Genomic DNA, 14101 nt, shown 5'->3' with positions numbered 1-14101 from the left:
GGGCGGCGGGATGGTGCCGAGGAGAGCATGATGCGCCTGACCTGCCCGAACTGCGCAGCCCAGTACGAAGTGCCGGAAGATGTGATCCCTGCCGAAGGGCGGGACGTGCAGTGCTCCAACTGCGGCCAGACCTGGTTCCAGGCCGCTGCCGGCGCGGCCCCGGCAGAGGATGTTCCCGAAGACACCGGGATGGCGGCAACAGCTCCGCAGGCCGCGGCAGCCGGGCCGGAACCGGAACTGGAACCGCAAGACAGCGCCCAGGAGCCCTCCCGGCCGGAGCCGGCTCCCGCGCCGCAGCCGGACCCGGAACCCGAGGACGCCGCTGCACCAGTGCAGGACAGCACTGCAGCGCTCGCCGGTGACCAGCCGGACACCCGTGACGAGGACGAAGAAGAAGACGGGCACGAAGACACGCAGGCAGCTGAGGCCCCCCAGCGCGGGCGTTCACTGGACCCGGCGATGTCGGACATCCTGCGCGAAGAGGCCGCACGGGAGGCCGAACTGCGGGCGGCGGAAAGCCAGAGCCTGGAAACCCAGCCCGACCTGGGGCTGGACGGCGGTGCCGCGCATGAGGACGAGGCCGCCCGCCGCAGCCGCCAGGCCCGCGACCGGATGGCCCGCATCCGCGGTGAGGATCCGCGCCAGCTGGCCGCTGCCGAAAGCGGCTCTCGCAAGGAGCTGCTGCCGGATATCGAAGAGATCAATTCCACCCTGCGTTCGGCCGGCAGCGCGGCACCTGCTCCGCACCCTGCCCCGGACGATTTCCCGGTGCGGCGCAAGAGCGGCTTTGCCCGCGGGTTTTCGCTGTCGGTAATCGCTGCGCTCGTCCTGGTGATGGTCTATGACAACGCGCCCCTGATTGCCGAGAAGCTGCCGCAGGCGGATCCGGCGCTCAGCAGCTATGTGGCGTGGGTCGATCAGGCCCGGCTGTGGCTCGACGGCCAGGTCAAATCCGTGACCGCGACACAGTAACCAGGCGTTACCGTCAAATCCGCGCAACAGATCCGCCCGCAGGACCGGCTGACGCCGGTGGTGCCCATAACTCAGAACCGGTCCAAAAGCCGCTGCAGATAGCTGCGCTCGCGCTCGCTGCGCTGCCGCTCGCCGGCCCGGCGGCGGATGTCCTCCAGCAGGTCCCAGGCGCGGCGGTAGGCCGTGCCCTCGCCCACCTTGCCGCCATCGTTGATCCGGCCGTTGCTGCGGCCCAGCGGGTCCAGCCGTTCCCCCTGTGCGGTGGCTGAGGGCTGCTGCCCGTTCTGCTGCCCCGGCTGCTGGCGCTGCGCAAGCGCCTCGCCCAGGCTGCGCATGCCCTCGCGCAGCGCTTCCATCGCGTCCGACTGGCGGTCGATGGCTTCGGCATTGTCGCCGCCGCGCAGCGCCTCCTCGGCGCCTTCCATGGCCCGGCCCGCACGGTCCAGTGCCTCGCGTGCCGCCTCGCCGGCCTCACCGCCCAGATAGGGCAGCCCGTCGCGCTGCCGCTGCAACTGCTGGCGCAGCGCCTGCTGGCGGTCGGCCAGCGAGCCGCCCTGCCCGGGCTGTTCACGGCCCTGACCGCCCTGGCCATCGGGGTTGCGGCTCTCTGCGCCCTCGCCGCCCTGACCGTCGCCTTGGTCGCCGCCCTGGCCGCCCTGGTGGCTCTGGCCGCGGCCCAGGCCGCCGTCACGGCCCTCGTTGCCCTGGCTTTCGCCGCTGCGGGCGCCGGGATTGAACTGCTCCTGCAGGTCGCGGAAGGCCTGATCCGACAGCCCCTGCTGCTCGCGCAGGGTCTCCGCCAGACCCTCCATCGCCTCGCGGCCCTCATTGCCCTGGCCCTGCCCCTGCTGCGAGCGCGTCATCCGCATGTTTTCCATCATCTGCTGAAACTCGCGCAAGGCCTGCTCGGCCTCGGCCATCCGGCCCTGCTCCATCAGCTCCTGGATGCGGTCCATCATCGCCTGCAGGTCGTCCTGGCTGAGGGTCATCATGTCCTCGGGCATATCGCCAGGCTCCATCATCTCGCCGTTGGCCTCCGCCTGGCGGCTCAGCTGGCGCAGGTAGTCCTGGGTCGCCGCGCGCAGCTCCTGCATCAGCCGGGCGATCTCCTGCTCGCTGGCGCCGTCGCGCATCGCCTGGCTCAGCCGCTCCTGCGCCCGCTGCATCCGCTCCAGCGCGTCGCCCACATCGCCCTCTTCCAGCTGGATCGCCAGATCCCACAGCGCGGCAGCGATTTCCGCCTGCCGCGGTTCAGGAATGGTTCCCTTGAGGGTGTAGCTCTCAAGCCGCCGCAGGATGGTCCGCAGCCGCAGGTAATCGCCGTAATCACGGAACACTTCCTGCGGCCTGTGTGACAGCGCCCGGATCACCTGCGCCACCCGCGGCGCGTTGGCGCGCGCCCACAACAGGTCCCGGCGCTGTTCGATCACCGCTGCCGCCAGCGGGTCAAAAAAGCGGCGGGTCAGCAGTTCACTGCCAAAACCCGCGGCGGCCGAAGCCTGCCCCGCCTCATCCACAGCCGAGAAAGTGAACACCACCGGCAGGTTGGCCCAGGGATGCCGGGCGAAATCCTCGATCAGCTTTTCGGTGAACTCCCTGCGCGAGCCGGACAGGGGCAGCGGCAGATCCAGCACCAGCGCCTCGCGCGGGTCGGGGTCCGCGGACAGCCCGTGCTGCCGCTCCACCGCCGCCAGATCCAGGGTGATCCGCACCTGGCCCGCGGCAACGCCGTAATCATCCTGCGCTGCGAAAGCGAGGCTGGTATAGCCGTCGCTCTCCAGCGCCGGCTGGCCCGCCACCGCCACCTTGGGCGGGTTGTCCGGGATCACCTCGACCTCCCAGCTGCGCCCGCCGCTGCCCTTGATGGCAACCCCCCCGCTGCGGGTGACATCAATTTCCAGCGCGGTCTGCCGGCTGGCGTCCGGTGCCTGCGACTCTTCGCCGCTGCGGCCGGATACGTCCTCTTCCAGCTCAAGCGCCCCGGCCTCGCCGTAGAACCGCAGGGTGACACGGCTGCCCTCCGGCAGTTTCAGGACCTCTCCGCCCTGGTCGTTCAGATACAGCACCGGCAGCCGGGTATAGGCGGGCGGTTCCGCCCAGCCCTCCCACGCGGGACCGCTGAGCGCGGCGCGGCCGCCGGATCCCAGCTCCCTGACCGAGGCCACCTGCCAGACCGAGCCGAACAGCACCGCCACGGCCAGCAGCAGCCCGGCCATATAGCGCAGGCCATAGGGGTCGGCCTCGGTAATGTTCAGATCGGGCGCCGGGGCCTTGGCCCTGGCCGCGGCTGCGGCCATCCGGCGCTGGTGGGCCTGCCACAGCGCGGCGGAGGCAGCATCGCCTGCCCCGACCGCCTGGGTATCGAGCAGCGCCGTGACCGGTCGGCCCGGCAGGGTCTGGTCGAGCCGCCGCAGCGCCGCGTCCCGGCCGGGCCAGCGGAAGCGCCATGCCCCCCGCGCCAGCGCCGCCGCGGCGGCAATCAGCACCGCCAGCGCGCCGGTCCAGACCAGCCGCTCCGGCAGCATCTGGTGCAGCCCCAGCATCAGAAAAGCCAGCGCCGCCATCAGCACCGAGGCAAGCGGCCAGAAGGCGCGCAGGGCCTGCTCCGCCACCAGGCCGGCCCGCGTCAGGCCCAGGGGCCAGCGCAGGGATTTCAGGACCGGATCGGCCTGTCTGTCAGTCCGTCGGTCCGCTCGGCGGTAAAAGGGCATACGGGCCTCATGTTCTGATGGCCCGCGCCGGATCACGCCCGGATCGCTTCAGAGCCACTCCGGGATGGTATCGCGGTTTATCATATCTTCATAGTCCGGCCGCCGGCGAATAACCGCGAATTGATCCCCGTGCACAAGCACTTCGGGGATCAGCGGGCGGGAGTTGTACTCGCTGGCCATCACTGCGCCATAGGCGCCGGCGCTGCGGAAAGAGACCAGATCCCCGGCAGCAAGCGGCGGCAGGTCGCGCTGCTTGGCAAAGGTGTCGCCGGTTTCGCAGACCGGGCCGACGACGTCATAGGGCCGGCTCTCGGTGCCGGCGGCAGGTTCCTCGACCGGGATGATGTCGTGATGCGCTTCATACATCGCCGGGCGGATCAGGTCGTTCATCGCCGCATCCAGGATCAGGAAATCGCGCCCCTCGCCCGATTTCACATAGATCACCTTGCTGACCAGCTGGCCCGCGTTGCCCGCGATCAGCCGGCCCGGCTCGATCTCGATCTCGCAGCCTAGGTGCCCCAGGGTCTCCTTGACCATCTGGCCGTATTCTACCGGCAGCGGCGGTGCCGAGTTGGACCGCTCATATGGGATGCCGAGGCCGCCGCCGAGGTCGAGGCGGCGGATATCGTGACCGTCAGTGCGCAGGGTTTCGGTCAGCTCCGCCACTTTCTGGTAGGCCAGCCGGAACGGCTCCAGATCGGTCAGCTGCGAGCCGATGTGGACATCGATCCCCACCACCTCCAGCCCCGGCAGCGCGGCGGCGCGGGCGTAGACCTCGCGGGCGCGGGCGATCGGGATGCCGAACTTGTTCTCGGATTTGCCGGTGGCGATCTTGGCGTGGGTCTTGGCGTCGACATCCGGGTTGACCCGGATGGTGATCGGCGCCAACGTTCCCAGCTCCTCAGCCACGGCGCTGATCACTTCCATCTCCGGTTCGGATTCCACGTTGAACTGGCGGATGCCGCCGGTCAGGGCCACGCGGATTTCCTCTGCCGTCTTGCCGACACCGGAAAACACGATCCGGTCGCCCGGCACGCCCGCCGCCTTGGCGCGCAGGTATTCGCCCTGGCTGACCACATCCATGCCCGCGCCGGCCTGCGCCAGGGTCTTCAGGATCGCCTGGTTGGAGGCCGCCTTCATCGCAAAGCAGACCAGGTGGTCGGTGCCCTCCAGCGCCTCGTCGAACAGCCGGAAATGGCGCAGCAGGGTGGCGGTGGAATAGACATAGAACGGGGTGCCCACCGCCGCGGCGATCTCGGAGATGGGAACGTCTTCGGCGCAAAGAGCGCCGTCACGGTAGAGAAAATGATCCATGCCCCCGCGTTTAGGGCAAAAGGGGCAGATGGATCAAATGATTCCGGCTCAGGCCGCGCAGCTGCAACAAGGCAGCACTCCCGCCCGCCGCAGACGCATCAAAGATGCGCCCGCGCCCGTTGGGCCAAGCGCCGCGCTGCCGCGCGGCGGGGGGCGAGTATTCCGGCAAAGAAGCAGCGCAACATGTCTCTTCTACTTTGCAAGAATACTCACGGCGCGGCGGCCGCGGCAAGCGCAACGCATATGGTGTTGCGCAACCGGCGCACGCCCCTGTCACCGCATTCTAAACCCGGACTGGCAGAGTAAGCCCTGATCGCGGTCACCCGCCGGGCCTGACACCCCCGGCACCCAGGAACAGGGCCCATTGGCACGGGCACGCAATGACGACGTTTCGCGTGCGGGAGCAACCCTCCCGTCCCGCCTCCGCTCCTTGGCGGCGCCGCCATTTCCAATCGCTGACGTTCTGCCTATCAGATACGGAACGCACCGAAGCAGACAGCAACCGGACGGGACAGCGGCCCGGACCGGGTATAGCCCGTGTTTGCTAGAACGAGCCGGACACTCCAACCCGGCCGTAGCCGGAGATTTTCACGCCGGTCGCGGCCGGTTCGGAAGGCTGCGGCGGGTTGGACGCCGGAGCGCCGGTATCGCAGGCGGCCAGGCCCAGCAGGGCCACAACAACAAGAGCTGCTTTCATTGCAATATCCTTGAAACCAAAACCGCCCCGGCCTGACGGCGGGGCGGTTCCGAAATGGTTGTTCGGCAGCGCCGCATCAAGAGCGCCGGCGGCTAGAAGCCCAGAAAGACGCTGACGGGTCCCTTGTGAAGGCCCACCGCGCCGCCGAGATGCACGCCGCCGCTGCCGACGCCGACACCTGCGTTCAGGGTCGGCTGCACCGGCTCGCCATCAGCGCCGCAGGCCGCCAGCACCGCCAGCCCCAGCAAAGCAAAGATCATGTTGCGCATTGTCTGCCTCCTTGCCGCACAGCGGCCTTCAACGGGCGGATCCCGCCGGCGGGATCAGCCCGCCAGGATGCCCTGCCAGCGGGCGATCTGCGCGCGCACCTGGGCGGGCGCGGTGCCGCCGTAGGACATGCGCGAGTTTACCGAGTTTTCGACGCCGAGCACAGAGAAGATGTCCTCGGTGATGCCTTCGTGAACGCCCTGCATGTCGGCCAGCGGCAGGTCCGGCAGGTCGCAGCCGCGGCTTTCGGCCATCGCGACCAGCGTGCCGGTCACATGGTGGGCGTCGCGGAACGGCACCTTCAGCACCCGCACCAGCCAGTCGGCCAGGTCGGTGGCGGTGGAGAAGCCGGAACCCGCCGCGGCGGCAAGCGACTCGCGGTTGCCGGTCATGTCCTTGACCATGCCTTCCATCGCCGCCAGCGCCAGCATCCAGTTGTCGGCAGCATCAAAGACCTGCTCCTTGTCTTCCTGCATGTCCTTGGAATAGGCCAGCGGCAGCCCCTTCATCACCATCATCAGCGCGGTGTTGGCGCCGAAGATCCGGCCCACCTTGGCGCGGATCAGCTCGGCAGCGTCCGGGTTCTTCTTCTGCGGCATAATCGACGAGCCGGTGGAGAAGCGGTCGCTGAGCGTTACGAAGCGGAACTGGGCGGAGGACCAGATCACCAGCTCCTCAGCGAAGCGGCTGAGGTGCACGGCGCTGATCGAGGCGGTGCTCAGGAACTCCAGCGCAAAGTCGCGGTCGCTGACCGCATCCAGCGAGTTTGCTGCCGGGCGGTCAAAACCCAGCGCCTTGGCGGTCATCTCCCGGTCGATCGGGAAGGAGGTGCCGGCCAGCGCGGCGGCGCCCAGCGGCGATTCGTTCATCCGGGCGCGGGCGTCGCGCACGCGGGACAGATCGCGGCCGAACATCTCGACATAGGCCATCATATGGTGGCCCCAGGTCACCGGCTGCGCGGTCTGCAGGTGGGTGAAGCCTGGCATCACCCAATCCGCCCCTGCCTCAGCCTGCGACAGAAGCGCGCGGATCAGCGCCAGCAGGCCCGATTCCGCCGCGTCCAGCTGGTCGCGCACCCAGAGTTTGAAATCGGTCGCCACCTGGTCATTGCGGCTGCGGCCGGTGTGCAGACGGCCCGCAGGCTCGCCGATGATCTCTTTCAGGCGGGCCTCCACATTCATGTGGATGTCTTCCAGTGCGGTGGAAAACCGGAAGGTTCCGCCCTCGATCTCTGACAAAACGGTGAGCAGCCCTTCCCGAATGGCCTCGGCATCATTATCCGTAATGACGCCTGTGGCGGCGAGCATCGCCGCATGGGCCCTGGAGCCTGCAATGTCCTGCGCTGCCATCCGCTTGTCGAACCCGATCGAGGCATTGATCGCCTCCATGATCGCGTCCGGGCCAGCGGCAAAGCGGCCGCCCCACATCTGGTTCGAGGATTGATCTGTCATGGTGGAATCCCGGAGATAATATGCGTCTGTTTCGTCAGCTTTCCCTTTATATGGCCCTGACCTTGGGTGCAAATGCCGCGGCGGCGGCGGACCCCGCGCTTCTGGAAGGCTTGCGCGAAGGTTCGATGAAGAAACTGGTGGTGCATGCCGAGCCGAAACCGGTCTCTGCTGCCGCGTTCGATCTGGCAGACGGCGCCGGCACCGCGACCCTAGCCGACTACCACGGCAAAGTGGTTCTGCTGAACTTCTGGGCCACCTGGTGCGCACCGTGCCGCAAGGAGATGCCGCAGCTGGAGGAGCTGCAGCAGGAGTTCGGCGGCGAGGATTTTCAGGTGCTGACCATCGCCACCGGCCGCAACTCCCCCGCGGGCATCCAGAAGTTCTTTGACGAGAACGGCATCAACAGCCTGCCCCGCCACCAGGACCCGAAACAGGCGCTGGCGCGGGAGATGGCGGTGATCGGCCTGCCGATCACGGTGCTGCTGGACCGCGACGGCAACGAGGTGGCGCGGCTCTTGGGCGACGCCGAGTGGAACTCGGACAGCGCCAAGGCGATCGTTCAGGCGATGATCGGAGAGCCAAGCGGCGGATCCACAGCCTCCAATTGAAAAATCCGGCCTGATCTGACACACTCTCCCGGTGTTCTGTTAACAAGTAAGCCGGGAGGGACCCCCATGAGAATCCTGCATTTGACTGCCTGCGCCCTGGCATTCAGCATTGCTGCCGCAGCGCCGGCCAGCGCCGGGGCCATCAAGAAGCAAAGCGATTTTGTCGCGGCTGTTGCCGGCAAGAAACTTGTTTCCGGGAACAGCTGGATTGTTGTCGGCGCGGACGGCAAGCTGACAGGGGTTTCGAGCAAGGGGGAAAAAATTGTCGGCGCCTGGGTCTGGAACAAGCGCTTTGTCTGCCGCAATGTCTATATCGGAAACACCCAGCTGCCGCAGGACTGCCAGACGGTTTCGCTGGACGGCAACACCGTGACCTTCACGCGGAACAAGGGCAAAGGCAAATCGGTCACCTATTCATTCTGAGCGCGCCTGCACCACCTGACCCGGCAGAATTTCGCACTACCTGTAAACGGAGGGACGTCCAGATAAGGCGCCCTGGCATAGGGTGGAGAGTGAAATGAAACCTGTTGTGTTACTGATCGGAAAGCTGCCGCATGTGATCGGCAATGTGGCTGAAGAGCTGGACCATCTGCCGATCCACTGGCTGGGCGCGCATGACCAGCCCGAGGTGGTGCGCCAGCTGGAGAACGAGCCGCGCATCGAATGCGTGATCATGGGCGCCGGGCTGGATGACCAGATCCGCGGCGACCTGATCGGCATCATCGCCGCACTGCGTCCGGACGTCTGCATCCACCTCAAGGACCGCGCCTCCGGCCCCGAAGGGCTGGTGCCCTTCGTCGAGCGGGTGGTGCAGATGCAGGTCCTGGCGCGCCCCCGCAGCGCCGCGGCAGCGATGTAGGCTCCGGGCCTGCCGCGGCTGCCGCCTGTGCCCCGGCCAGGGGACAGGCGCGCGTGCGCTTGACCCCACGCCACCTTTGACAGCTTTCCGGCGGGCCGCCACTCTGCCCGCGGGAGGACGTTCATGCCGCTGGAATTGCTGCTGGCCCTGGTTGCGGGCGGGATATCCGCAATAGCCTTGCTGCTGCACCTGACCGGGCGGTCCCGGCAGGCCGTTCTGGGCACCGGCAGCGCCCGCACGGCCTGGCTGCGCCACTTTCCCGGCGACAGCGTTATCAAGGTGCTGCCCGCCGCCAGCGGACAGGCCGCGCTGATCCTGACCGGAAACGGCCCCGGGCTGCTCTGGGCCTTCGGCGCCGATACAGCTGGCCGCCGTCTGACGGCCGGCCAGGTCCGCGAAACCGCTGACGGCCTGCACTTCGCGTTCAACGATTTCGCGGCCCCTAGCCTCGCCCTGCCCCTGCCGGAAGGGGAGCGCCGCCACTGGCTGGCACAGATCGCAGCCACCGCGGAGGCCGCATGACCGGACAGATTTCCTACCCGGACGCGACCCAGCTGGCGGTTCCGTTCTTCATCGCCGCCATCCTGGCCGAATTCCTGTGGATCGCCGTGAAGAAACGCGGCGGCCGCTATGAGACCCGCGATGCCGTCACCTCCCTCATCATGGGCGCGGGCAGCGTCGCCGAGGGGCTGCTGCTGGGCTTCATCGCCTGGGCGCTGCTCATGGCCCTGTGGGAGCTGACACCGCTGGACATGGGCACCTCGATCTGGGCCATCCTGGCCTGCTTTGTTCTGGACGATCTGCGCTACTACTGGGTGCACCGGCTCGGCCACCGGGTGCGCTGGGTCTGGGCGTCGCACGTGAATCATCACTCCAGCCAACACTACAACCTGACCACCGCGCTGCGGCAGACCTGGACCGGCACCTTCACCTTCATGATGACCGTCAAGGCGCCGATGGTGCTGCTGGGCTTCCATCCGGCGCTGGTGCTGTTCTGCGGCGGGCTCAATCTGATCTACCAGTTCTGGATCCACACCGAGGCGGTCGGCCGCCTGCCCCGCTGGTTCGAGGCGGTGATGAACACCCCCAGCCACCACCGCGCCCATCACGGCCGCAATCCGCGCTATCTGGATTGCAACTATGCCGGCGTGTTCATCGTCTGGGACAGGATGTTCGGCACCTTTGTGCCGGAACAGGACCACGACCGCCCCGATTACGGGCTGGTCCACAACATCGCCACCTTCAATCCGCTGCGCGTCGCCTTCCATGAGTGGATCGGCATTTTCAAGGACATGGCCCAGCCCGGCCTGACCCTGAAGCAGCGCTTGCTCTATGCCTTTGCGCCGCCCGGCTACAGCCATGACGGCAGCCGCGACACCTCTGCCGGGATCAAGGCCGCCCACCTGGCGCGCCACCCGGAAGACGCGGGCACCCCCGGCTTTGGCGGCTGACGCCTGCCCGGCGTCCGCCAGAACAATCAAATTTGATCTTTAATTCCGTCTCAACCCTTTTGCGGCACCCTGCGGGGAGCATCATACTGTCCGCAACATTGCCGTAACCAGGGTTCCAGCAGCACATGACCAGACGAAACGCCAAGGCAGATCTTCCCGAAGGGGCCGACAGCCCGCTGAATGCGGCGGTGGCCGGGCGCGACCGCTCCACGCTGGACATGGTAGGCGAAGCGGTGCGTCACAATCAGACGGTGCTGGCCTATCAGCCGGTGATGCAGGCGATGGCGCCGCACGGGGTCGCCTTTTACGAGGGGTACATCCGGGTGCTGGATCCAACCGGCCGCGTGATCCCCGCGCGCGAATTCATGCATGTGGTCGAGGACAAGGAAATCGGCCGTGAAATGGATTGCCTTGCGCTGCAGCACGGGTTGAAGGCGCTGGAGAAATATTCCCAGATCCGGCTCTCGGTGAACATGTCCGCCCGCTCCATCGGCTATCAGCGCTGGAACAAGGTGCTGGAACGGTTCCTGAAACGCGATTCCACCCTGGGCGAGCGACTGGTGCTGGAAATCACCGAAGCCTCCGCCATGGCGGCACCGGAACTGGTGACTGATTTCATGGGCCGGATGCAGCAGCACGGGATTGCCTTCGCGCTGGACAATTTCGGCGCCAGCACCACTGCGATCGGCCACTTCCGACAGTTCTTCTTTGACGCGGTCAAGATCGACGGTCAGTTCGTGCGCGGCATCCATGCCAGCCACGACAACCAGTCGGTGGTCCGCGCCCTGATCGGTATCGCCAAACAGTTCGACATGTTCATCGTCGCGGAATCGGTCGAAAGCCCGGCCGATGCGGAGTTTCTGGTGGAAAACGGCGTCGACTGCCTGCAGGGCTACCTTTTCGGCGCGCCCTCTGTCACGCCGCCCTGGATCGAAGACATGAAACGCCAGGAGGCCGGCTGAGCCCGGACCGGCGCGCAGGGGATACCCGCCGCCCTCATCGTCTGGCAGCGGCCAGGCTTTCCCCGCCTGCGGACAGCCCGTTGCGGCTGTCCTCCCGGGGGAATTGCCGTCCCGGGCGGCATGCCCGTGCCGCCGCCGGCATTGCTGCTTTGCAGCATCACCGGTCCCGGCTGACGGAAATCCTGCCATCCGGGACGTATCTCGCGGTTGACTCTGCCGCACCCCCTGAGACACGCTGTCAATTGCTGCACGTGCAGCAATAGATTATGTCGGTATCCGGAGTGACCGGGAAAGATTCTTGCGTGCCCGCCCAAAAGTGCAGGCGCCAGGCTTGACCGGAAAAACCTGACTTGATGGCAGAGGACCAGAAATCAATGACCAATGTTGTAATCGCATCCGCCGCGCGCACCGCCGTCGGCTCCTTTGGCGGCTCGTTCGCCAACACCCCCGCTCATGACCTGGGCGCCGCGGTGCTGGAAGCCGTGGTGGAACGCGCTGGCGTGGACAAATCCGAAGTGTCCGAAACCATCCTGGGCCAGGTGCTGACCGCCGCCCAGGGCCAGAACCCGGCCCGCCAGGCCCACATCAACGCGGGCCTGCCCAAGGAAAGCGCTGCCTGGGGCATCAACCAGGTCTGCGGCTCCGGCCTGCGCGCCGTCGCCCTGGGCGCACAGCACATCCAGCTGGGCGATGCCTCCATCGTGGCGGCCGGCGGCCAGGAGAACATGACCCTGTCCCCCCATGCCGCGCATCTGCGCGCCGGCCAGAAAATGGGCGACATGAGCTACATCGACACCATGATCCGCGATGGCCTTTGGGATGCCTTCAACGGCTACCACATGGGCCAGACCGCCGAGAACGTGGCCGAGCAGTGGCAGATCTCCCGTGACCAGCAGGACGAGTTTGCCGTCGCCTCGCAGAACAAGGCCGAAGCGGCGCAGAAGGCGGGCAAGTTCGCCGATGAGATCACCCCGTTTGTGGTCAAGCACCGCAAGGGCGACATCACCGTGGACCAGGACGAATACATCCGCCACGGCGCCACCATCGAAGCGATGCAGAAGCTGCGCCCGGCCTTCACCCGCGACGGCTCGGTCACCGCGGCCAACGCCTCCGGCCTCAATGACGGCGCCGCCGCCACCCTGCTGATGAGCGCCGATGAAGCCGAGCGCCGCGGCATCGAGCCTCTGGCCCGCATCGCCTCCTATGCCACCGCGGGTCTGGACCCGTCGATCATGGGCGTCGGCCCGGTCTATGCCTCGCGCAAGGCGCTGGAGAAGGCCGGCTGGTCGGTCAATGACCTGGATCTTGTCGAAGCCAACGAAGCCTTTGCCGCCCAGGCCTGCGCAGTGAACAAGGACATGGGCTGGGATCCGGCAATCGTCAACGTGAACGGCGGCGCCATCGCGATCGGCCATCCGATCGGCGCTTCCGGCTGCCGGGTGCTGAACACGCTGCTGTTCGAAATGAAGCGCCGCGGCGCCAAGAAGGGCCTGGCCACGCTGTGCATCGGCGGCGGCATGGGCGTTGCCATGTGCGTGGAGCGCCCGTAAGTGGCGCCTTATTGCTGATATCGAAGGGCGCCCTTTCGGGGCGCCCTTTTTCTTTTACAATTCAGCGGTATCTCGCAGGTGCGACAATTTATTGCGGCGATGCAGAAATTTCACGACGCAATATTGTTGCGCAGGCGATACCGAAACTGTAGCAAGATTACAAAGAAGTCAAACTGGAGGATTCTTGAATGGCACGTACTGCACTCGTCACCGGCGGTTCCCGCGGCATCGGCGCAGCAATCTCGCAGGCGCTGAAGGCGCAGGGCTGCACGGTGGCGGCAACTTATGCCGGCAATGACGAAGCCGCGGCGAAATTCACCGAGGAAACCGGCATCAAGACCTATAAGTGGAATGTCGGCAGCTACGAGGATAGCGCCGCCGGCATTGCCAAGGTCGAAGAAGAGCTGGGCCCGATCGACATCGTGGTCGCAAACGCCGGCATCACCCGCGACGCGCCGTTCCACAAGATGACGCCGCAGCAGTGGCAGGAAGTGATCGACACCAACCTCACCGGCGTGTTCAACACCGTGCACCCGGTCTGGCCCGGCATGCGCGAGCGCAAGTTCGGCCGCGTCATCGTGATTTCGTCGATCAACGGCCAGAAAGGCCAGTTCGCGCAAGTGAACTATGCCGCCACCAAGGCCGGCGACCTGGGCATCGTGAAATCGCTGGCCCAGGAAGGCGCCCGCGCCGGCATTACCGCCAACGCGGTCTGCCCCGGCTACATCGCCACCGAGATGGTGATGGCGGTGCCGGAGAAGGTGCGCGAGTCGATCATCGGCCAGATCCCGGCGGGCCGCCTGGGCGAGCCGGAAGAGATCGCCCGCTGCGTCGCCTTCCTGGCCTCCGACGACTCGGGCTTCATCAACGGCTCGACCATTTCCGCCAACGGCGCGCAGTTCTTCGTCTGAGCTGCTTGCTCAGCCCGAACGGCAAGGGCCGGTCCACATGGACCGGCCCTTTTCCTATCCCGTAAGTGCCTTTTCTCGAAAAAGAGCGCGCTCAGGCCCAGCGGGAAACCTTGGGGCGAAGCGCTGGCGCCGGCCGCTTGCCGAACAGCCAGGTCCAAGCCTGTTTCAGCACCTGCCCGCGTTCGGCGTGGGCGCGGGCCATGGCGGACTTCACGGCGGCATCAGCAGAGTATTCCAGCATCTTCGGCCTCCTTATCAGATCAGTATCCTTTACCTGCTTCCAATATGAGGATGTCCCGTCAAACCGGCAAACGAGTCTTTTACAGCGTTCAGTTAAGGTATACTTAT

15 protein-coding genes are annotated in these 14101 nt (G+C 66.6%); 9 read left to right on the top strand and 6 right to left on the bottom strand.

The genetic code is table 11. The annotated features are described in order from the left end of the window. Nucleotides 1–30: 30 nt before the first annotated feature. Complete coding sequence (locus tag KUV26_RS10510; RefSeq protein WP_222508296.1) at nt 31–972, top strand: zinc-ribbon domain-containing protein; 942 nt, start codon at nt 31–33, stop codon at nt 970–972. 71 nt (nt 973–1043) lie between these two features. Here the strand turns inward: KUV26_RS10510 and KUV26_RS10505 are convergent, their stop codons facing one another. The 5 genes from KUV26_RS10505 to argH form a co-directional block, all read right to left on the bottom strand. Then, nucleotides 1044–3683 carry a TIGR02302 family protein gene (locus KUV26_RS10505; RefSeq protein WP_222508295.1) on the bottom strand — a complete coding sequence of 880 codons (2640 nt, stop codon included), beginning with the start codon at nt 3681–3683 and terminating at the stop codon, nt 1044–1046. Nucleotides 3684–3731: 48 nt separating this feature from the next. Continuing rightward, complete coding sequence (lysA, locus tag KUV26_RS10500; protein WP_222508294.1) at nt 3732–4997, bottom strand: diaminopimelate decarboxylase; 1266 nt, start codon at nt 4995–4997, stop codon at nt 3732–3734. A gap of 544 nt (nt 4998–5541) precedes the next feature. Next, complete coding sequence (locus KUV26_RS10495; protein WP_222503475.1) at nt 5542–5694, bottom strand: hypothetical protein; 153 nt, start codon at nt 5692–5694, stop codon at nt 5542–5544. 92 nt (nt 5695–5786) lie between these two features. Then, nucleotides 5787–5963 carry a hypothetical protein gene (locus KUV26_RS10490; protein WP_222503474.1) on the bottom strand — a complete coding sequence of 59 codons (177 nt, stop codon included), beginning with the start codon at nt 5961–5963 and terminating at the stop codon, nt 5787–5789. A gap of 54 nt (nt 5964–6017) precedes the next feature. Further along, nucleotides 6018–7412 (bottom strand): argininosuccinate lyase, encoded by a 1395-nt coding sequence (gene argH, locus KUV26_RS10485; protein WP_222508293.1) that lies wholly within the window; start codon nt 7410–7412, stop codon nt 6018–6020. A 20-nt stretch (nt 7413–7432) separates the two neighbouring features. On the opposite strand from argH, the gene KUV26_RS10480 reads away from it, so the two are divergent. From KUV26_RS10480 to phbB, 8 genes are all read left to right on the top strand, one after another. After that, nucleotides 7433–8020, top strand: coding sequence for a TlpA disulfide reductase family protein (locus KUV26_RS10480; protein ID WP_222508292.1), 588 nt, complete (start codon nt 7433–7435; stop codon nt 8018–8020). 66 nt (nt 8021–8086) lie between these two features. After that, nucleotides 8087–8443 (top strand): hypothetical protein, encoded by a 357-nt coding sequence (locus KUV26_RS10475; protein ID WP_222508291.1) that lies wholly within the window; start codon nt 8087–8089, stop codon nt 8441–8443. Nucleotides 8444–8537: 94 nt separating this feature from the next. After that, nucleotides 8538–8879 (top strand): hypothetical protein, encoded by a 342-nt coding sequence (locus KUV26_RS10470; RefSeq protein WP_222503470.1) that lies wholly within the window; start codon nt 8538–8540, stop codon nt 8877–8879. A gap of 123 nt (nt 8880–9002) precedes the next feature. Next, nucleotides 9003–9401 carry a hypothetical protein gene (locus tag KUV26_RS10465; protein ID WP_222508290.1) on the top strand — a complete coding sequence of 133 codons (399 nt, stop codon included), beginning with the start codon at nt 9003–9005 and terminating at the stop codon, nt 9399–9401. Further along, nucleotides 9398–10330: a sterol desaturase family protein gene (locus KUV26_RS10460; RefSeq protein ID WP_222508289.1), complete on the top strand. Its 933-nt coding sequence runs from the start codon at nt 9398–9400 to the stop codon at nt 10328–10330. The genes KUV26_RS10465 and KUV26_RS10460 overlap by 4 nt, the downstream gene beginning before the upstream one ends. Nucleotides 10331–10455: 125 nt before the next feature. Continuing rightward, complete coding sequence (locus KUV26_RS10455) at nt 10456–11292, top strand: EAL domain-containing protein (RefSeq protein ID WP_222508288.1); 837 nt, start codon at nt 10456–10458, stop codon at nt 11290–11292. Between the two features lie 374 nt (nt 11293–11666). Next, nucleotides 11667–12842: an acetyl-CoA C-acetyltransferase gene (locus KUV26_RS10450; RefSeq protein WP_222503593.1), complete on the top strand. Its 1176-nt coding sequence runs from the start codon at nt 11667–11669 to the stop codon at nt 12840–12842. Between the two features lie 188 nt (nt 12843–13030). Beyond that, nucleotides 13031–13753 carry an acetoacetyl-CoA reductase gene (gene phbB, locus KUV26_RS10445; RefSeq protein ID WP_222503466.1) on the top strand — a complete coding sequence of 241 codons (723 nt, stop codon included), beginning with the start codon at nt 13031–13033 and terminating at the stop codon, nt 13751–13753. A gap of 91 nt (nt 13754–13844) precedes the next feature. On the opposite strand, the gene KUV26_RS10440 is transcribed toward phbB, so the two are convergent. Then, nucleotides 13845–13994 (bottom strand): hypothetical protein, encoded by a 150-nt coding sequence (locus tag KUV26_RS10440; protein ID WP_222503465.1) that lies wholly within the window; start codon nt 13992–13994, stop codon nt 13845–13847. Between the last annotated feature and the right edge of the window lie 107 nt (nt 13995–14101).

Source organism: Leisingera daeponensis (genome assembly GCF_019801465.1).
GTDB classification, from domain to species: Bacteria; Pseudomonadota; Alphaproteobacteria; order Rhodobacterales; family Rhodobacteraceae; genus Leisingera; species Leisingera daeponensis_A.
The sequence above is the reverse complement of the archived record's forward strand: the minus strand, read 5'-3'. Positions and strand labels throughout refer to the sequence as shown.